Below are 20,609 nucleotides of genomic sequence, written 5' to 3'. Positions count from 1 at the left end.
CCGGATTATACCATCACCTAAGCTAAAGCTCATCTGTCTCGGCTTGGCTCACATGGATGATAGTCATGGCATTGAACGCGGTAACGGCTTAATATCTTGATTATACCCTACTGATGAATATGATAATTTTGCAAAATACTCTTTTTAAGCCATTGGCTAAATGGCGTTATTTATCCATTAACAGGCTAGGTTTATTCACCGCCTTACTTTTATTATTCTTGCTCAGTGGTTGCGATAAAGCACCGCCTAGTCAAACCTCCTTGAGCCAACATAGGTTGGTTGAGGGCCGGCTGGTGGATGGCGCCCTGTCAAAAGATGGCTTGCTGGCCGTGACTTTGAGCCTGAACGGTGATGTAAATGTGTGGGATCTTGTCTCAAAACAGGCCTTTGTCACTTGGCGTAAGGCCGATTTTAATGACGATATTTATCAGTTAATGCTATCTGGGGATAAGCAATACTTATTGGCTGCGAGTCAGCGACAGTTGTTTTTACTGGATGTAACCACAGGTGAACGATTATTGAATTGGCAAGCCGAGGCATTTAATCCGGATGCCAACATTAGCAGCATTCACCTTAATTACAGTGCTAGCCAAATATTGGTGGGCATGAGTGATGGCTCAATTAACACTGTGGATAGAAGCAGTAACAGTTTGTCATTGTTTAAACAGCATTCAGCCGAAGTGAGTGCAGTGGCCTTTCTCTCCTCTTCAGACCAAGTGCTATCCACGGGTCATGATGGTGAGCTGCTAATATGGGCCACGGCAACGGGCAAGGTGCACAGAAGATTTGCATTGCCACATAGGATCATGAGTCTAGCGATAGACAGCGCTAATCGCCGCCTTTTTGCGGCCGATGCCTTAGATAATCATTTCATCATAGACCCAGAGAGTGCGTCATTTTCAAGCATGGACGCCCTAGGTGCCAGTGTTAACTTGCAGTATGTAGAGAGATACCGTTATTTCCGTCGGGCCCTGTTTGTTAAACATGGAAACATGCTGATCACAGCGACCTCCAAACAAGACATGATTGGCTGGGATAGCCAAAGTGGCGCTGAATTAGTCCATTGGCGTTTGCAGGCTTATTCTGCAAGCACAAGTGTTACTGCCATGGCAGTCAATGGCGAGGGGCAACTGGTGACATTAAGCTCTGATGGCGCAATTGAGCTATGGCCCCTTTAAGCATTGGTGCAAAGTTGCTAGATGCTATGCCTAGGATAGGCGCTAAGTGATTGTAAAAATTGATGTTAGATCATTATTTTAATCTGAAGTTGATCACACTTCAGGCCTTATTGTTACTCTCTTCAAGCTTTTGCTAATTCGACTCCCACCACTTGATCTAGGTCAATTGTGATTTTCATAACCCCTGTATGCTTTTCCTTGTGATGCCCTTATTCAATGATTTTCTGCAGATAAAACGTCAGAAAACCCCATTACCCAAACGGAGCTCGATATGGAAAACAAGACTTCTACAACTCAAAGCACGGTGAACGAACAGCGCCGTAATTTTATCAGCGGTTCGATTGGTGCAGGCCTTGTGGGCGCAGGTATTGCTGCTGGGCTAGTGTCATCGTCGGCCCAGGGAGCCACAGGTAAGAAACTTGACCGTATGGCCAATTACACCGCCGATCAACTCGAGCGTGTGAAGCAAGTTCTAGTGGCGCCCCCTATGGTGCCCGTGCATGAGCAAGTGGCTAAGGGTAAGCCCAAGGTTATCGAAGTCCGTCTTGAGGTAGAAGAGAAACAAATTGAGCTTGAAAATGGCACTAAAGCTTGGGTATGTGCCTTCAACGGCAGCGTGCCTGGGCCACTCATTGTGTGCCATCAGCATGATTATGTTGAGCTGACCTTAGTGAATCCTAAGACCAATATGCTGGCGCATAATATTGACTTGCACTCTGCCACAGGTGCATTGGGTGGGGGGGAGTTAACCTTAGTGTCACCCGGTGAGACTGTCACCTTCAGATTCAAAGCCACTAAAGTGGGAACTTTCGTGTATCACTGCGCACCTGGTGGGGTGATGATCCCATGGCATGTGGTGATGGGTATGAATGGCGCCATTATGGTATTACCCCGTGAAGGCTTAAGTGACGGTGAGGGTAATCGCCTAACCTATGACAAGGCCTATTACATAGGTGAACAGGACTTCTACATAGCTAAAGATGATCAAGGTAAATATAAAGCCTATGACACTGTGATGGGCAGCATGAATGACACCTTAGAGGTAATGAAGACACTCACGCCATCCCATGTGGTATTTAATGGCGCCGTGGGTGCGTTGACAGGCAAAAACTCCATGACAGCCAAGTTGGGTGAATCTGTGTTGTTTATTCACTCACAAGCCAACCGTGATACCCGCCCACACATTATTGGCGGTCACGGCGACTATGTGTGGAACACAGGCTCATTTAGCGACCGTCCAGCTCGTGATTTAGAGACTTGGCACATTGCCGGTGGTTGTGCTGGTGCGGCTTTATACACCTTCTTACAACCCGGTCTATACGCCTATGTGAACCATAACCTGATTGAAGCCATCATGAAGGGCGCAGCGGCGCACATTAAGGTAGAAGGTGAGTGGAATGACGACTTGATGACTCAAGTGAGCAAGCCGTCACCCATTAAGGCTTAGCGTCCTATGACACTGGCTCAAGGCTGTCTTGAGCCAATATCCTAGGCAGATGTCTATACAGGTATAAACCAGACATGAGGGATTGACCATGTTGCGACTCTTGGCTTTGTTCCTGGTGGTTTGTATAAGCGCTAACGCTTATGCAGCTGAATTGATTAAAGATTACTTGATTAACGCTCAAGTATATCAATGGTATGGCGATTTGGATGCCAGCCAGCAGTGGCATGAAAAATACCCCAATGCCAAGGTCGATTTAAAAGAATATGCACCAGAACTGATTCGAGGGCAGTCACAAGGGGAGCCACTAGAACAAGCCTATTGGCAAACCGGGGCGCACCATATTCTCGATATCAGTCCGTTGCCAGAAAGCACGCCAGGGCTCACTCAAGTGCGAGTCACTGTAGAGTTTTATCCACAAGCGGATAATGATGAACCCGTGCAGGGATATTACTTGCAGCAATTACTCAGTTTTGAGCACCAGAGTCACAGTTCGAGCCCCAGTTTGAATTCAAGCTTTAGTCCACGTTTGAGCAAGGTTGAAACCGAGTTTATCGAGCAAGATGACTTCGGTTCACGTTTCATTGCCAGCAGCGACACTAATTTAATTCGCGGCTTCTTGTATCGTTGGACTCTAGGCTTGGATGAGCCAGAGACGGACAACTTAAGCCTATGGCTGAGTCCCGAGGCTAAGCTAGCTTTAGCCGAGGCGCAAATCACCAGCATAGCGGATTATCAAGCCTATCTTGGCGGACTTGGATTAACCCAGAGCCGCAGAGCCATAAAAAATCTGCAGATCCAGCCTGTGAGCGCAGCAAAAGCCATATCAGCAGAACAAGATAGTATTGAAGGCAGGCATTCTCGAGTGGAATATCGAGTGGAATTTGAATATCAGTGGAGTGCCCTCAATGGGGAGGGGGAAATTGAAATGGCCAATATCGGGGTGGTTATTTATTTGCATGTTCAGCAAGGTAGGGTGCAAGTAAAGGGGTATCAAGAGCAATATCTTGCCCCTAAAACGGACTTGGGCGCCGAGATCCGCTGTTAGCTAACGCGTCACTGTCACAGCCGCACAATGGAGTTGATGAGATGAAGAAAACACTGAAAAAACTAATGACTATGTTAGCCGCAGTGCAGCTATACCTAGTATTGGCGCTGTTTGGCAGTAGTGTGGCCTTGGCGCAAATGCCCGTTCTGAAAGGCATAGGTGGAGAGTTCAGCCTAAAAAGCAGTAAGGGCGGTGAGGTGAGTCTGTCTGACTTTAAAGATAAAGTCGTGCTGATGTTTTTTGGCTACACCAATTGCGCCGATATTTGCCCCACCACAATGGCGCATATCAGCCAGATGATGAACAAATTAACGCCTGAGCAACGCAGCAGAGTTCAAGTGCTTTTTGTTAGCATAGACAGCGATTATGACACCCCCAAGCATTTAAATAAGTACTTAGCCTATTTTGACCCCAGCTTTATTGGGCTGGTGGATGAACGGGAAAAAATCGATTATGTGGCGAAACTGTTTCACGCCGATTACATTAAACTCGCCAATGATAAGGTGACGACTGAGTTCAAGAAGTTATCGTTAGATGATGAAAAACAAGAACAAAAAGGGTACCTCTATTCCCACAGCGCCAAAATTTTTGTGATGGATACCCACAGCCGGGTGCGGGGCTTCTTCTATGCGGGTACGGCGATAGAAGACATGAGGCAGCAAGTGATTAGCTTGCTCTAATCGCACCAAGAGCAACAGCATCCAGCTATCGACAATTCAACTATTAAGCCACGCATTGATTAAGGATAGAAAAATGAAACACGCTCCCTCATTTATGACGTTATTAGCATCGGCAAGCCTCATCTTAGGTATCTTAAGTAGCCAAGCCTTGGCGGCAGATATCATGGTTGTGGATGCGTGGTCACGGGCCATGCCGCCCACGGCTAGAGTACTTCCTGTTTATCTTACCTTGCATAATCATGGCGATAGCCAGGTCTCTTTGATAAAAATCAGCAGTAAATTGGGCGCCGTAGCATTGCATAATACTGTGATGGAAAATGACATGATGCGCATGCAAGCTGTGGATAAGATAGTGGTGCAAGCCAAGCAGCAAATTAAGCTCGCCCCCATGGGTCTGCATGCCATGGTAACGGGCTTAACTCAAGCCGTACCCGGCGAAGGGGATGTGCTGCCGCTGACGTTAAGCTTTGATAACGGGGAACAAATGAGCATTAACGCCTTAGTGCGTAAAGTGGCAATGCCAGAGGCTGCGGATAAGCATGCCCATCATTGACCCAGCACCAATCACATTGAGCTTGCTGCCCCTTAGCGGCTTGAATGCTGGTATTATCTGGCGCTAGAGTGCTATACATTTCTATTTTATCGAATGGAATGCTTTATAAATTGCGATTTTATTCTTTTAATTAGACCAATATACTCATTTCATCGGTCGGCCAGTATGAGTGTCGACCTCCCTATAAATGAGCATATTGGAGAGAGAAAATGGCGAAGGTTCTAGTATTAAAATCGAGCATTTTAGGTGATTACTCACAGTCATCGGCATTAATCGGCCACTTGATGAGCCATTGGCAGCAACAGGGCGCACAAATGACAGTAAGGGATTTGGCGGCCGATCCCGTGCCTGTACTCGATGGTGAGATCGCCACCGGAATGCGTGGTGGTGATAATCTATCGCCGCGCCAGCAGCAAGTGTTGGACCTGTCTGATGAATTAATTGCTGAGCTTAAGAGCCACGATACCTTAGTGATTGCCGCGCCCATGTATAATTTTTCAATTCCGACTCAGCTTAAAAACTGGATAGATCTGATTGCCCGTGCGGGCGTCACCTTCACTTACACTGAAACGGGTCCTAAAGGGTTACTGGAAGGTAAGAGAGCGGTTGTGGTCACGACGCGCGGCGGCATGCATAAAGAGGGCGCTAGCGATCATATCGTGCCTTATCTTAAGACAGTGCTAGGTTTTATCGGAATAACTGAGGTGGAGTTTGTTTACGCAGAAGCCCTAAATATGGGACCAGATGCCACGGCCCAAGGCCTTTTAGAAGCAAAAACCGCGCTGGACAGTCTAACGGCGTAATTTAGCGACGGGTAATAAAAAACGCTTGCTCTAAGAGCAAGCGTTTTTGTCATCAGAATATGCCTAACATATTGCTTAACATCTATTGATTGTCTAATAGCAGTTGCAGTTTTTTCACCGCGGCTTTTATTTTGCGGGTGTTTTCTGGGCCCATACGGATCAAGAATTTTTGTGCGTTGGGTAAGGCTTCTAAATTGTGTTCGGCAAAGTGGTAGTTCACAGTGACAGACTTAAGTTCGATGGGATCTTCTATGATAGGGGCATCCAGCACCATCTTCATCGCTTGTTGCATTCTTGCATCGAAGCTGACGTCGCTGTAACCCAGCTCTTCGAAGGCTTCGTTAAACAAAGGCGTGAGCTCCTTGTAGGTACTGAGTAGCTCTTGCTCATTAAGGCCGGCAACGAAGTTTGCGTAGAGATCATATCTGTGGAAACTGTCTGGATTGATGAAAATCTTATTGGTAATTTCGCTGACGCTAAAGTTACGGTCTGGCCCCTTGATAGGGCTTGCCTTACGGACAAGCTCACCTTGAGCTAAGTTATCCACAAAAACCACGAACTGGCGCGCCATATCTTTCTTTAAAATCAGCGGCTCTATCTTCATACCATTGGCAATGGCTAAGGTTTTCGATTCGATAAAATCATCACTTTCGGCTAGGGCTGGTAAAGGTTCGACCGGCTTAGCGTCTGCTGGGTTAGCTGTCTGTTGATCTGTTGTGCCTGATAATTCTTGGCTATTGTTGCCCTCTATTTGTGAAGAGGGTATACCTGTTGCAGCTAGCTCTTGCTCTTCGATAGGATCTTGCTCGATAGGCGTGGTAGGGATACTGTCAGGCAGCTCTACTGGAGTTATCAGTTGTTCTGGCATTTCATCGCTATCGCTACTGATGTAGAAATAACCGCCCACGGCCAATAAGGCAATGACGGCAATAGCGATAAGGGGAGTGTTGTTGCCTGATGACGGCTTTTCTGTGGTTGGGCTAATTCTGTCTTCTTGATTAACTTGCATGTGAATTCCTTGGCTAAAAAAACGGTTCGTAACACGGTTGCGCTAGGGTGGAGCCTTAAAATTGTTCACTTAGTACCATTCTGCAAAATTCGCTGACTTTGTCTAGCATTTACCGTGTTTGGTGCGATATATATTTGAGTTTATTGATTATGCTTGTACGTATTGCTGCCTATGACCTAGCCAGCGAGTGATAATTCCATCGACCTGCTCTGGGGCTTGTTGCATCATGTGTACCGCGAGCTTCTGTATATGAGGGATGAGATATTGATCCCGCACTAAGTCGGCAATCTTAAGTTCTGCCAATCCTGTCTGCTTTGTGCCTAGCACTTCACCTGGGCCGCGAATTTCTAAATCTTTCTGGGCGATAACAAAGCCGTCGTTGCTGTCCCTTAATACCCCAAGGCGTTTAGTGGCCGTGTAGGATAACGGCGCCTTATAGAGTAACACGCAGTGACTGGCAATAGCGCCTCGTCCCACTCGGCCGCGTAATTGGTGCAGTTGGGCTAGGCCTAAACGTTCGGGGTTTTCTATCACCATTAGGCTGGCATTGGGCACATCGACCCCCACTTCAATGACGGTTGTCGCCACTAATAAATCCAATTCTCCCATCTTAAATTGCGCCATGACCGCCTGTTTATCGGCGCTCTTCATTCGCCCGTGGACTAAGCCGACCTTAAGTTCTGGCAGAGCTATGGCGAGTTCCGCGGCCGTGTCTTCGGCGGCTTGGCATTCTAATACTTCGGATTCATCGATTAAGGTGCACACCCAATAGGTTTGGCGTTTATCTGTCTTGGCCGCCTGCTGCACCCTAGCAATGACCTGCTCGCGGCGTGTATCGGGAATGGCCACGGTAGTGACTGGGGTACGCCCCGGCGGCAATTCATCGATGACTGAGGTATCAAGGTCGGCATAGGCCGTCATGGCCAACGTGCGCGGAATAGGGGTCGCCGTCATGATCAATTGATGGGGATGAAACCCTTGGCTAACCCCTTTTTCACGTAATTCTAATCGTTGATGCACGCCAAATCTGTGCTGCTCGTCGATGATAATCAAGGCCAGCTTATTGAAGGCTACATTTTGTTGAAATAATGCATGGGTGCCGACCACCATCTGCGCCGCGCCCGAGGCGATGTCTTCCAAGGATTGCGCCCGCGCCTTGCCCTTAAGCTTACCCGCAAGCCAACCCACCTTAATGCCTAAAGGTTCAAACCAGGCACTAAAGTTGGCGCTGTGTTGCTCGGCCAGTAATTCTGTCGGTGCCATCATGGCCACTTGATAACCATTTTCTATGGCTTGCAGCGCCGCGAGCGCCGCCACTAAAGTCTTACCTGAGCCTACATCCCCTTGCACAAGGCGCATCATGGGCTGGGGCTTTTCAAGATCTGTGCTGATATCAATCCCCACCCTTTGCTGGGCTCCCGTGGGGGAGAAAGGCAGGCTTGCGAGGAAAGGGTTTAATAATCTGCCCGACGCCGCCATGGGCATAGCGCTATCTTGGTTGCTGCGCTGACGCAGCTTTAACATGCTTAAGTTGTGGGCCAATAATTCTTCTTGAATTAGCCTTTGTTGGGCCGGATGTTGACCTTGCTCTAAGGCCTCTTGACTGACATGATTTGGCGGGCGGTGCAAAATTTGCAATGCTTGGGGCAGGCTTAAATTATTGGGCCTAAGCTGCTCTGGCAGGCGTTCAACTAAGCCGCCCTGGGCCAGCATCACAAGCGCCTGCTCGGTGAGTTTTAGCCAGCTAGCCTGCTTTAAGCCCTCAGTGGTGGGATAAATTGGCGACAGGGTTTCACTGGGAGTAAAGCTTTCATCTGAATCGATAATTTTATAATCGGGATGGACGATTTCAGCTTGATGGCTGCCACGTCGAATTTCACCATAGGCGCGGATAAGGGCGCCATTTTGCATGCTATTGCGCTGGGCCATGGTGAAATTAAAAAACTTAAGGGTGAGGCTGCCGGTATTATCACGCACCTGACACACTAGCATGCGTCTGCGACCTTGGAGTATTTGACTCGAGTGTATATGGGCTTCTATGGTGCCGTAGCTGCCCGGTGGCAAACTGGCAATAGGGTAAACTTGAGTCCTGTCTTCGTAGCGCAGCGGCAAATGAAACAGCAAGTCCTGCACTGTTTGTATGCCAAGCTTAGCCAGTCTCTCGGCCATCTTTTTAGCGACGCCTTTGAGTTCTGTGACAGGGGTGATATCCAGTTGCTTCAAGTCGTTAGTACCAAAACACTGTAAATTTATACATATATTAACAGAGTCTCTGGGGATGGCAATATTGGATTGGTCTGGCTGATTTTTGATCTGGTTTTGAATCTGATTAGTTAGCTAAGAGTTTAGCTTAGTTTTTTGTGAGTAATCCGTGCAGTACAAGATTTTACAATAGCCCTAACAATTGCCCTCACCCATGCATTTACGTTGCAGTTAATGCTAGGTCGCTGAACCCATACTTCGACATAAAATATACCCATAGTCTGACAAATCGGAACAACAAAAAACTCAAATAGAAAAGCGTAGTTTTACTACGTATGTCGATTTAACCTTTGCAAACAGACAATTGGATAAAAATAAGTTAACTGAAACTCTGCCATACAGGCTCACCATGGCATTCACTCGACGACACGCAGCAAGTCCGTCCTTGGATGCTCGGCCGACCCGTCCATGAGTCGGACGGTCGGCTCGCAAATCGCCATGGTTCACCTTTTTAGCATTCGTACAATCTGTTAGCTCTTAAAATCTAGTCCCATGCCTATGTTAAGCCTAACAGTACATTCACAGGTTACATCAACTCCCCCTCGAAGTTGCCGAAATACGACGATTAAAATACCGTGAAACCATCAGGGATGATGGTTAAGGCTCGTAGGGCACATGGACGTGCCGTCGAGCCGTTAGGTATTTTCTTCGTCGGATAAGGAGCAACAACTTCGCGGGTGGCACAGGGGAGTTCCAAGAGGGGAGAATGCTGTTGTTTTCCCCTCTTGGCCAGTGCAGAGTGGAACCCTGCGACTTTGATCCAAACGGTGAATAATCATCTTGGGTGATTGCGCTTATGAGCAAGAGGCAAGGCCGCTCCATAGCATCCTGCTATCACGGCATTCGTGAATCCATTCACATCAGATGCCGAACTGGCTTTATAATATGGATGTTATTGTTTGGACGTTATTCTGACAAACAAGGAATGAGGCAAAACGTGTCCTTGATCATGATGCATGTCGCTAAATACGCCGATTTTAAATCTAAACGGCAACTCAGATGTTAATGAGAGGGTGTTGGGCTAATGACTTGAGCCTATCTCGTGCTCTTCCGATTATCTCATTTGTCATTGAAGTGTGATCTAATTGAAAAATAGGCTTTAAAAGCTTAACAGTAACACTGAATTTTATAGACACATCATGGTAATTTGCGAGACTACCTTCTACTTCTTGTTTTGAGAATAGGACACCGAAGAGAGCCATAGGGACCCAGTTGCTGTTATAAGGAGTTACGCGTGTCGACGAGGTAATGCTATGGTGGGTCGATCATTTAATATTAATATTTTAGATTATATTTTTGATACCTAAAGCCATCATGAATTTGATAAGACTTCAATCGTAATCGGTATTACGTCAGAACTGCAGGGATGCTGCGCTAAATGATCAGTCCGTTAATAGAATTAGCATCAGAGCCAGCCTTTTTGGCGGGCGATGCGGGCGGCATCGATGCGATTAGCGGCGTTAAGCTTAGCGATGGCCTCAGATAAATAATTGCGTACCGTGCCTTCGACGATAAACAGACTGGCGGCGATGTCGGCAGTGGATTTACCTTCACTGGCCAGACGCAAGGCGCGGCGCTCCTTGTCGTTTAATGGGTCGATATCGCCGATGGCGAGCACCGCAAGCTCTGGCGCGATAACGGGTTTACCGGCCATGACTTGCTTAATGGCGTGAATGAGGTCATCGGACGGTGCGTCCTTGAGTAAGAAGCCATTCACCCCGGCCTCAAGGGCGCGCTTAATGTACCCGGCGCGACCAAAGGTGGTCAGCACGATTACCTTAGTTTTTGGGCTGGCATCACCTTGGTTATCCCGCAGCCACTGTGCCAGTTCAAGGCCAGTGCGGCCGGGCATTTCTATGTCGGTGAGCAGTAAATCGAAGGGCTGCTGGCTGAGGGCATGTTGCTTGAGTAGCTGCAAAGCCTGCTCACCATCCTCTGCCTGAGTGATGTCAGCAAAACCGCCCAAGCTTAATAGGGCCGCTAAGGCGCCGCGCACCATGGCCTGATCTTCTGCCAGTAATATTTTCATTGTTGCGCTCCGCCGGCTTGGGCTTGATTAATAGGGTTCGTCAGTGGCAGCCTGACACAGAAACGATAATGCCCTTGGGTGGTGTAATTAAAGCTGCCGCCAAGGGCACTGACCCGTTCACGGATCCCCCTAAGGCCATTGCCTTCTGTGATGGGGCTTGCCTTGGCATCGTCTGCCATTACTAGCTCAAGTTCGCTGCCCTGTTGCTTGAATTGAATGCTGCAGTCTTGTGCTTGGCTATGTTTTAGCATGTTACTGACCCACTCGGTGAGAATAAGGATGAGCTGGCCCTCTGTGTTGGGGTCGAGCTTGGGAATATCCCCTTCGAGTCGAGCCGCTATGCCTTTGTCCCTTAAGGATTGCAGCAAAGGTGACAGGCTAGCGTCCAGGCCCTTGTGTTTATAACTTGAAACGGTATCGCGCACTTGGGTCAGGCTTTCCCTGGCAATAAGGCCCAGCTCTTGTAATTGCTGGCGGGCTAAATCCAGTTGATTGGCGGCCACTAGCTTGTCGGCAAGTTCGGCCTTGAGGGCGATGCAGCTTAGGCTGTGGCCCATGATATCGTGTAAATCTCGGGCGATACGCTCGCGCTCAAGCATGGTCGCAAGGGTGTGAATTTCATTGCGAGATTGCAGTTGTTGACGTTTTATCTGATGGCGTTTTCGCTCCACCACCCCAAGCACGCCCACGGCGAAGACGATTAACATGCCGTAGAGGGTAAACATATAGTGCTCAAAACCCACTGCAATATTGAGGCTTAGCAAAATAAGGCTAATAGCCGCAAACCCCAGCAGTGCACGCTTTAATGGATAGAAGAAGCCGATAAAAAAGCCACAAAAGCTGAAAAATGATAACGAACCTGTGCTGAGCGGCGTCACCAAGCAGGCCAGCACAATCATAGCCATAATGGGGTAAATCGCTTTTTGGCTATTGCTATTGTAGGCCCAAAAATAGCAAGCCACGAAAGGCACTAAGGCCGCTAACACTAGCCCAAAGGTAAGCGGCTCAAATGGCATGAAATACAGGGGGATAAAATAAAATATCAGGTTAATCAGATACACCCAAGCGTATTTGTTCTCATCATTTTTAGCCGCATTAGCTGCTGCATGAGGGCTGCGGGACTCAAAGTTTGGCTGATTAACGTCAGCCTCAACAATGTCTGCTTCAATAGACGGCACCTTGGGGATGGATTTTGACATCTTGCCTCCGAAAAAAACTGATCCACTATCAATCAAACAAGTCATAATATACTGATTATAATGATGAATTTATATGTTAATTTTTATATGTTAACTGTTATATATTAATTAAGGTGGGTGTCAGCGCTATGGCGTGAAATGCCCTCTGGCTTACACCCAGTGAACTAGTTTGCTGCGCTTTGCTTATGTTGGGATAGCAGAAATTGCGCCCAGCCATAATTGGCATCCACAGTTAACGCTTGCTGCCAATCTGCGATGGCTCCAGTCATATCACCTTGCTCTTGTTTCGCCAGCCCTCGCCAAGTGTAAGCTTCGGCATGGCCCCAACAGATATCATCACAGGGCATTGCATAATATTCAATGGCTTGTGAGCTTAAGCTAATGGCCTTATCCATACCACCCCCAAATAAACTTGGGGTATTAAAGGCGCTGATCGCCGCCACTAACGCCACCCTGGGGTTATCGGCAGCCAGTGCTCTAGCCTGGGTTAACAGGGTCGATATTTTAAACCCAAGAGTGGCGCCTTTACTGCTGTCAAAAGCGATTTGCATGCCATAGACGCTTGCCAGCAAGGCTAATGGTTCAGGTGCTGCTTCGATTGAGATTATCTGCTCTAACTGGGTTTGTGCAAGCCCTAGGGCTTGGGTGGCGGTATTTCTTTGCCCTAGAATATTGGCGCTAATGGCTAGGCGATAGTTGGCATAGGCAGTGGCATAACTCGCATCCGTTCCTTGGCTTAGCCGGGTTAAACCTGCAAGATTCATGCTATTGGCGGCGCTATCTATGGCGGCAATACTGCTAGATGATTGCGCTAGGCTCAAAGGGCTTATCAGCATCATGCTAGTCAGGCTAATTGCTGTGATTAGGCGGCGTAACTGACGGGTTTGTTTGTTGCTCAGGCCATTGTTTTTAAAAATTTTGTTTCCAAAGTTTTTGCTTCTCAGAGATGTGTTCAATAATTTTTGTGTGTTCATATCAAGCTCCATTTGTGCTGTGAGTACGGTTATTGCAATAAGTGCAGTCAATCATCAATCGAGGCGACGAGACCGCCGCAATGCAGACCAGATAAACTTATCTTTCTGGTGTGGCATCAGTATCTGCCTATTACGCGGGCGACATCAGGCACAAAGGTCATGAGTTTGAGATGACAAATGTCATTGAGGGTAAAGCGGCAGAAAGCGAGTGTTAGCCGCAGCTTATCGAATGGTGAGTTGGTTGAGGTCGACTGCCTAACTATCAAAGCCAAGTCGTGCTCTGTGTTTAATTGCGAATACAGCTAAATATTGTCATTTATATCTCCGACTGCGGCAGCATGTATTCCAATTTTAATGCCTTAAATGTGTAAATAAATGTTAACGATTTAAGTGGGTAAGATTAGATTTTCCTGCTTGAGCTAAATAAGTTGCAAATGAAAGTGTGGTGACTCACTAATTCAGTTCAATTAAATTAAAAATTGAGTTAAAACGCTCATCATTAAGAAAGTTAATGAACGAGACGGTATTAATATTTTACTTATGTCATTTTTTAGTGGGGTTATGAGCTGCGCTGTAAGTAATTAATGCCACAGAAGGTGCGTCTTCTCATAGTTTAACGGATGCTTTTGCTTTAAATAGTCGTAATAGGTGTTAATGAATAGATATTTATAACACCTTTATTGTATATGCAAATGAACCCAGATTAAGTGATGATTTGTTATTGGTTAACCTATTTTTGGCACTGTGAACTAAAGTATTCTAACGTAGATTGCAATAATAAATTTGAATTTAAATCATCAAACATTAATTTGTTACTTTTTTGTTGCACTTGATTCGTCAATGTTGTATTTTCGCACATCTTTACTGGCCCTGTGGTTTTTTGTAAAGAAATAGTGAGTTTTTTTTGGGGTCATTTGAGACGTGATTCCAAAAAAATTGTCATCATATATAAGGAAATAAGAAGATGAATAGAGTGATCTCTGTCGGTTTCGAACACCCCAAAAGCTACCTTGACTCAAACCAAAGTGTTGAAGCTAAGAGTCGTATTGATTCATATATAGATAAAAAAATGGATGAATGGAACAAGGAGGTTGTATACGCTAAGCACCTTTATGAGCCTAGCGTGAATAAAGAATACTATAAACGTCATATGATAGAACATGTGTGGCGTATTCGTATGAGTCGTACAGTGCAAGCAAAAGCTTTACACCAGATTGCCAAAATATCTCCGGAAGCTGCTCAGTTATATGCACGTTATCAAGATGAAGAAATGCTACATGACATTCTTTTCAAGCAAGATGCGCTAGCATTAGGTGTTACTGAAGATACTATTAAAAACACCGAACCTATGTTTGCCACTCGTCTTCTGATGGGATTTAAGTATTTTGTTGCTGAGCATGAGAATCCTTTGGGTGCCGTTGCTTACAGCTATCTGGTTGAATATGTCACAGCTAAGATTACTCCGGATCAGGTTAGCAACCTTAAATCGGAGCTTGGTTCTGAAAACATCAAAGGCCAAGTTGCACACATCAACACCGACTTAAGCCATGACCATTCTGGTGATATGTGGGAAATTGTACGTGCTCTACTGTTCACTGAAAGTGATATTGAAATGTTCATCAAATATATTGATGAAATTCAAGATTTACTTGCTATGTACTTTAAAGAGCTATATGAAAAGACCATTGCAAAAAATGAAAGTCAGGCAGCGTAATTAATTAGTGCTAAAGCCAGCATGGGATCATGCTGGCTTATTATTTTGGTAAAATTATGTTTGCTTTGCTGTTTGAAAATCTAAATTTTTCTAGATTTCTTATCGGGCGTTTCTTGGCGCTTACCTCCGATCAACTGTTGCTTTTTGCAATTCCATTGATCGTTTATCGTAATACAGGAAGTATCACTCAAAGTGGTCTAGTGTTTTTTCTTGAATGGCTCCCTAGGGTTATTTCTTTGCCAATAGCAGGTACGCTTGCTGATAGGTTTGGCGGTAGAGTGCTATTTCTCGTTTCCGATTTGGTGCGTGGAATTAGTTGTTTACTAGCAGCGTTTATGCTTTTGAACTACAACCAATACAGTTTCTATATTTTAAGCTTACTTGCCATTGTAAATGCGTTTTTTCAAGCTCAATCACTAATAGCTGTGGAGTCTTTGGTTCCTAGGTTGTTTGAGCAATCCAAATTAATTCAGGTGCAATCGATGTTGCAAGCATTGATGCAGCTTTCTATGATTTTTGGACCTATAGTTTGTGGCGTATTGGTCCTTGTTATGGACAAGTCCTTTTTATTGTTGGTTGCGGCGATTGTTTACTTACTTTGTGTGTGTAATACCTTTTCCCTAGGATTTGAACAACCGCTAAAAAGTACTGATTCTGGGAAAAAAGTCAGTATTTTTGAACAGCTTCGCTTGGCTTCTAATTTGATTTATCGTCAGCCTAAACTTAAGCGCCTGACATGTGAATCGATGACTATCAATTTGCTATTAGGTGTGATGCTAGGCTTAGCATCTATTATTGCTATCTCTAAATTTAATGTTACCGATCAAACGTTCAGCCTATTGCAACTTGCACTTGGAGCTGCATCTGTGGTGGCCTTATCTTTTAGTAGCCAAGTGTTTAGCCGTTTCGATGGTATGAAGGTTTTCTTATGTTCGATTTGGCTGGTTTTTGGCGGCTGCTTGATTGCTGCTATTGCCTCCGAGTTTTGGGTATTTACATTGGGCTACTCAGTAATGATTGCCGCGCTGGCCTTTTTTAACGTTTATATGCGTGCAGAAAGGGTCAAACTTATCCCAGCAGATGACAGAGGGAAAGTGATTGGCATTATGGTGATGTTTAATCAGTTACCTTTGCCTATCGCTGGGGTGTTAATTGCTGTTTTTTCAGAGTCTGTGGGTCCGCAAAATCTGATATTGATGGTGATTGCCATTAACTGTCTTATTTACCTTTTATCTTATTTCTTGATTAGAGTTCGGCCTCGTAGTGAGGTTCATGAATCTACCAAATAACAGTAAACACAGAGAATAAGCTATGCCAGTAGTAAAACTAAATAGAAGTGGGCTGCAAGTCTCACTCGCAAACAATTGCACGCTTTCTGAACTTGATAATGCTGAACAGTCAGAGTTAATGTTTGGATGCCGTGCGGCAGCATGTGGCTCATGTGCAATAAAAGTTGTCGATGGGCTGGAAAATCTGTCTCCTAAGAAAAGCAGTGAGAATCATCTGCTTGATATGTTGTGCATGAATGATGATACACATAGGTTGGCTTGCCAATGCAAGCTATTCGGGGACATAACAATAGAAGCATTAGAATAAGGAAGATTCATCAATGAAAGGAATCATTTCGCTAATCCATGGTGGAAAGACCTTTGTCGACCAAATCCATTCTGCTTGCCAGGATGCGGGGATTGAACTGTACGTTATCTCGTCAAATACTGTTGATGCAGATCTGCTCCAAAACATGTCTGATAAGGCTACCGTATTGGAAGTCATAGAGGGCACGGATCTCAATTTTGAGAGTGTGTTGAGTTTCGTGGAGAAACTACAACAAAGCAATAAACAAGCGCTGGCTTGCATCAGTGTTTGGGAAAATTATCGACCATTAATGGCTAGGTTAAACCAGGCTTTGGGAGCACAAGATATGTGTCCAGAGCAAGTTAATTTGTTACGGGATAAACACTTGTTACGCAAGGTGCTTTATGACGCAGGCCTCAGCCAGGTGAACTCCAGAATTTTGACTCAGGAAGTGTTTATACAAATTCAGAAGAATCGAGAGTTGGCCTTTGTTAAGCCCAGACAAGGTATTGCTTCTTATGGTGCATTTAAGCTAAGACCAAGCACCCAGTGGCAGCAAATCACCGAAATTGCTGAGCAGATCCAGTCGGATGCCGTATTCAGTTCAAGCTTTGCCGATGAGGTTGAGTTTGTTGCGGAAGACTATATATCGGGCGTCGAGTTTTGTTTTGAGATCATTCACCATGATGGCCAATGTAATCTGATTGCAATCCATGAAAAATTGGAAGTTGGTGAGCAAAACTTAACTACATTAGAGAATGTCAGTGCGTCCCCACCCATTTCTTTGAATCGCAAGCAAATAGAGCAAGCAAATTTATGGGTCTCTTCCATATTTGAGCGTTTGGAGTTAGGTTCAGGTTGCTATCATCTGGAAGCGAAATTTGATAATAATCAATGGGAAGTTATTGAAATTAATCCAAGAATAGGTGGCTCTTATATCAATGAAAGTGTCGCTCATGTTGCGGGTTATTCTCTATTAGAGCTGTGGATCCGTTCACTATTACGTGCTGGTTGTAGCGAATATCAAGCGTTTCTAAAAGTACTGAGTCCCCATTCTGAACAGTTTTTTGAGCGTCAGCAGGGTTCATATTTTCGAGTTTTCTTTGCTGAACCCAATAGAACTATTAGCCGTCTGAATTTTAAGTTAGGCACACCACCGATACACAAGAAATTACTGATGAAAGAAGGACAAACAACACCGAATGCCAGTCGGGAACTTTTTATGGCACAAGCACTTTGGTCCTGGTCTGTGTCGCAGGACAGTGTTCAGACTCGTGCTCAAATTAGTGAATCCCTCACGGCACTAGAGGTCGAGTATGAATAATATTTTTTTGATCCTGGGGTGTGCCAAGCAAAGGTGGCAAGATCTAGAAATTATATGTGAGTATGTCAAAAAAACTTACAGTTTGACTACCATGCTTATGGTAAATAAGGCCCATAAAGAGTTTTATTCAGTTTGCGATCAGGTTATAGAAGTCGATTTAAGTGATCAGAACTTTATTGCATTAGCATCTCGTTTATTGAGTGAGCAGAAAGTGAGTGGTGGATTGTTGTTTGCTGATCAGGCTCTATTGCATGGCACTAAATTGTTTGAGCAGCTTGGGATTGTGTGTGACAACTCCGAGTTGGGGATCAATTCGTATTCTAAGCTTGAATTCAGGCGCCAAGAAAAGCGTTATTTCTCCCATGCAGCTAAAACGCATTACTTCGTGCCCGAATTTTCGAAAGTGAATAGCCTACAAGATGTACATGCATTTGCCGTCAAGTACCCAGATGGTTTTATTCTTAAGCCTATTAGCGAAGGTGGGAGTCGTGGTGTACTTAAGTTGCATGCACAATCAGATTTTGGAGCGGCTTACAAACAAGTTGAATGCTATCAGGCTGATGGCTTGATGTGCGAGCAACTTATCCCAACTTTTCGTGAATTCTCCTTTGATGGTGTGGGAGATATATCGTTTATCACAGAGAAACTGGTCGCAACTGGTGCTCACCCTGTTGAAGTCGGTCAGATTGTACCAGCAGAGTTAACTTGTGATTCTGCTGAGAAAATTAGTGCTCACGGCCGGTTGATGAATCTTTGGGTGGGGCAACAGCTTGGAGCATTCCATAATGAAATTGCTTACTTGGAGAGTCAAGGATCTACCGCTGCTATAGAATCGAATCGACGTTCTGGTGGTATGGGGATATGGAATCTAGCCGAAAAGGTGTTTGGTGAGAATCTATTTCATCGATGGGTTGATGTGGCTATGGGTCAGACAGTGGAGCACATTCCATTGAATGCGACAGGCAAAGCGATGTCTTGCATGTTAGGCAGCCGTGAAAATTTGATTGATGATTTGACAATGATAACGGCTCAAATACAAGAAGTACTAGCGTTTGAGCTTGGCCCTGATATCGAGTTGTTTTCGTTACGTTGGTTACATACCCAGCCACATATGCTCCCCTCAATCCCCCAGTCTAATTTCGACTTTCTCGCTGAAGCCTGTATCTATTGTGCTCACTTCGATTTGTCGAATCAAGCCTTATATGAGCGGGTTCAGCGAGCGTGGGACAAATGCCTTTATATAGGGATGAAAGAGGAAAAATGCGCATGAGCAAGACACTATCTATTTTAGTTTTACATCGGGTACCGTTCGAGAATGTTGGCTACGACCAAGTTATAGATCATGACCTGCACCAGGTGACTTATCTTGGTTTGGCCTCCCCCATGAGCAAGTTGCCTAAAGACTTGCCTTGCCACAAGGTTGTCATTGAGCAATTGGATCTTCTTGTTGACTCGGCCGTTGCCCTCACTCAAGAGCAAGGGATTGAGTTTGATTACATTATCGGGGTCTCCGAATATCAACTTTTTGATGCCGCGCTTATTCGTGAACGATTAAACATTCAGGGCCCTAAACCACATGATGTACTACGGGTTCGCGATAAACTCGTTATGAAGCATCAGGTACAAGCTGCTGGCTTGCATGTTCCTCGTTTCTTTGAGTTAGCAGAAGTAATGACTCAGGAGTTGACCGGGCTACAGCAGTTGATTTTGAAGCCTAAAGACGGTGCCTCTAGTGAAAATGTCATCAAGTATGCTGATTTGGAGGCTTTGCGGAGTGCGATAACAAGTTCTGCCACCGGCATTCCTGTTCTGGATAACGATAAAAATTTCAAAAACTTTGAAGTTGAAGAGTTTGTAGAAGGCCCAATACTGCATCTGGATGGCATAGTCCAAGGTGGGGTAATAGATACTTTTGTGGCGAGTACTTATGAAGGAACCTGCTTAGCATTTGCAGAAGGGGAAGCGTTAGGCTCTTACCAGATACAAACTGAGCCAAGGCTCATGGATTGGGCACAGGCAGTGATCACTGCGCTGGCTATTGATTCGGGGGCCTTCCATCTCGAGGTCATTGAATCAGGCGAACGATTGGTGTTCCTTGAAATTGGTCACAGGGCGGGTGGTGCCAATGTAGTGAGAACTTTTGAACTGAGAACGGGTATCAATCTGCATCATGCCAATTTGGCTACTCAGCTGCGTCTTCCTATCCATAGGCAAGAGGTGAACACGCATAAAAGCTATGGCTGGTTTGTGTTTCCTGGTCATCATTATGATTGGGATAAATGTCGCCTTGAAGGGCATGAAGATATTAAAATTCACCACCAAATGTTTGAATGGAACCAGTTGTCCAACGAGCAGCCTCTCACAAAACATATCACTTATCAGAAAAAAGAAGTGCCTGCAGCCGGTATTATTCAAGGCGATGACTCTATTCAGGTGCAGAACTTTATGCAACGGGTTTTGCAATATATTCAGGTACAAGAGGCTGTATAGAGTCTACCCAAATTTGAGTTCAAGGATGAACTCAAATAATTGATCAAGTAAGACTGCACCACGAGCTGTAACTGAGGAAGCCTGTCCAGATGCTAGCGATATCGTCCAAAGTGACGAGGAGTGGTTAGCCATGCTGGCTGGATCGGCCTTGATCAACTTTGGACTTACGTGTCTTTAAAGGCATGAGGTTCATCCCTCTGCAACCCGGCTTTCTAGTTTGACTGGATGTGGGTTGGCTTTTAAGGCGAGGGATCCAGTTAACTGATTTGCACAGAGCGGTCTGAGGTGTCACAGGGAAGAGTTTTGGACTGCAGGTTTTTGTCAGAA

Annotated in this window: 17 protein-coding genes; 12 read left to right on the top strand and 5 right to left on the bottom strand. The window is 45.5% G+C overall.

Annotated features, from left to right (window positions below):
- Nucleotides 1–113: 113 nt before the first annotated feature.
- The 6 genes from SDEN_RS18105 (at nt 114) to SDEN_RS18080 (ending at nt 5,706) form a co-directional block, all read left to right on the top strand.
- Complete coding sequence (locus tag SDEN_RS18105) at nt 114–1,178, top strand: WD40 repeat domain-containing protein (RefSeq protein ID WP_011497899.1); 1,065 nt, start codon at nt 114–116, stop codon at nt 1,176–1,178.
- Nucleotides 1,179–1,449: 271 nt separating this feature from the next.
- Nucleotides 1,450–2,625: a copper-containing nitrite reductase gene (gene nirK / locus SDEN_RS18100; protein ID WP_011497898.1), complete on the top strand. Its 1,176-nt coding sequence runs from the start codon at nt 1,450–1,452 to the stop codon at nt 2,623–2,625.
- An 88-nt stretch (nt 2,626–2,713) separates the two neighbouring features.
- Nucleotides 2,714–3,670 (top strand): hypothetical protein, encoded by a 957-nt coding sequence (locus SDEN_RS18095; protein WP_011497897.1) that lies wholly within the window; start codon nt 2,714–2,716, stop codon nt 3,668–3,670.
- A 41-nt stretch (nt 3,671–3,711) separates the two neighbouring features.
- Nucleotides 3,712–4,350, top strand: coding sequence for an SCO family protein (locus SDEN_RS18090; protein ID WP_011497896.1), 639 nt, complete (start codon nt 3,712–3,714; stop codon nt 4,348–4,350).
- 73 nt (nt 4,351–4,423) lie between these two features.
- On the top strand, nt 4,424–4,903 hold the full coding sequence (locus SDEN_RS18085) for a copper chaperone PCu(A)C (RefSeq protein WP_011497895.1): 480 nt from the start codon (nt 4,424–4,426) through the stop codon (nt 4,901–4,903).
- A 209-nt stretch (nt 4,904–5,112) separates the two neighbouring features.
- On the top strand, nt 5,113–5,706 hold the full coding sequence (locus SDEN_RS18080) for an FMN-dependent NADH-azoreductase (RefSeq protein WP_011497894.1): 594 nt from the start codon (nt 5,113–5,115) through the stop codon (nt 5,704–5,706).
- 82 nt (nt 5,707–5,788) lie between these two features.
- Here the strand turns inward: SDEN_RS18080 and SDEN_RS18075 are convergent, their stop codons facing one another.
- The 5 genes from SDEN_RS18075 to SDEN_RS18055 form a co-directional block, all read right to left on the bottom strand.
- Nucleotides 5,789–6,715: a DUF3014 domain-containing protein gene (locus SDEN_RS18075; RefSeq protein WP_011497893.1), complete on the bottom strand. Its 927-nt coding sequence runs from the start codon at nt 6,713–6,715 to the stop codon at nt 5,789–5,791.
- A 147-nt stretch (nt 6,716–6,862) separates the two neighbouring features.
- Entirely contained in the window at nt 6,863–8,938 is a 2,076-nt protein-coding gene (gene recG, locus SDEN_RS18070) for an ATP-dependent DNA helicase RecG (RefSeq protein ID WP_011497892.1), read from the bottom strand.
- A gap of 1,444 nt (nt 8,939–10,382) precedes the next feature.
- Complete coding sequence (locus SDEN_RS18065; protein ID WP_011497891.1) at nt 10,383–11,006, bottom strand: response regulator transcription factor; 624 nt, start codon at nt 11,004–11,006, stop codon at nt 10,383–10,385.
- Entirely contained in the window at nt 11,003–12,067 is a 1,065-nt protein-coding gene (locus SDEN_RS18060; RefSeq protein ID WP_011497890.1) for a sensor histidine kinase, read from the bottom strand. The genes SDEN_RS18065 and SDEN_RS18060 overlap by 4 nt, the downstream gene beginning before the upstream one ends.
- 302 nt (nt 12,068–12,369) lie before the next feature.
- On the bottom strand, nt 12,370–13,044 hold the full coding sequence (locus SDEN_RS18055; protein WP_041406536.1) for a tetratricopeptide repeat protein: 675 nt from the start codon (nt 13,042–13,044) through the stop codon (nt 12,370–12,372).
- A gap of 1,099 nt (nt 13,045–14,143) precedes the next feature.
- Here SDEN_RS18055 and SDEN_RS18050 point away from each other — a divergent pair.
- Genes SDEN_RS18050 through SDEN_RS18025 form a run of 6 tightly spaced genes read left to right on the top strand, consistent with a single transcriptional unit; the run spans nt 14,144 to nt 20,282 of the window.
- On the top strand, nt 14,144–14,893 hold the full coding sequence (locus SDEN_RS18050; RefSeq protein ID WP_011497888.1) for an iron-containing redox enzyme family protein: 750 nt from the start codon (nt 14,144–14,146) through the stop codon (nt 14,891–14,893).
- 29 nt (nt 14,894–14,922) lie between these two features.
- Nucleotides 14,923–16,182, top strand: a complete 1,260-nt coding sequence (locus tag SDEN_RS18045) for an MFS transporter (protein WP_011497887.1) — start codon at nt 14,923–14,925, stop codon at nt 16,180–16,182.
- A 22-nt stretch (nt 16,183–16,204) separates the two neighbouring features.
- The gene (locus tag SDEN_RS18040; RefSeq protein ID WP_011497886.1) at nt 16,205–16,489 is read left to right on the top strand and encodes a 2Fe-2S iron-sulfur cluster-binding protein; all 285 of its coding nucleotides are present in this window, start codon (nt 16,205–16,207) and stop codon (nt 16,487–16,489) included.
- A gap of 13 nt (nt 16,490–16,502) precedes the next feature.
- Nucleotides 16,503–17,792: an ATP-grasp domain-containing protein gene (locus SDEN_RS18035; RefSeq protein WP_011497885.1), complete on the top strand. Its 1,290-nt coding sequence runs from the start codon at nt 16,503–16,505 to the stop codon at nt 17,790–17,792.
- Nucleotides 17,785–19,062: an ATP-grasp domain-containing protein gene (locus tag SDEN_RS18030; RefSeq protein ID WP_011497884.1), complete on the top strand. Its 1,278-nt coding sequence runs from the start codon at nt 17,785–17,787 to the stop codon at nt 19,060–19,062. The genes SDEN_RS18035 and SDEN_RS18030 overlap by 8 nt, the downstream gene beginning before the upstream one ends.
- Nucleotides 19,059–20,282, top strand: a complete 1,224-nt coding sequence (locus tag SDEN_RS18025) for an ATP-grasp domain-containing protein (protein WP_011497883.1) — start codon at nt 19,059–19,061, stop codon at nt 20,280–20,282. Before SDEN_RS18030 ends, SDEN_RS18025 begins: the two co-directional genes overlap by 4 nt.
- The last annotated feature ends 327 nt before the right edge of the window (nt 20,283–20,609 follow it).

It is taken from the genome of Shewanella denitrificans OS217, assembly GCF_000013765.1.
In the GTDB taxonomy this organism is placed as follows: Bacteria; Pseudomonadota; Gammaproteobacteria; order Enterobacterales; family Shewanellaceae; genus Shewanella; species Shewanella denitrificans.
The sequence above is the reverse complement of the archived record's forward strand: the minus strand, read 5'-3'. Positions and strand labels throughout refer to the sequence as shown.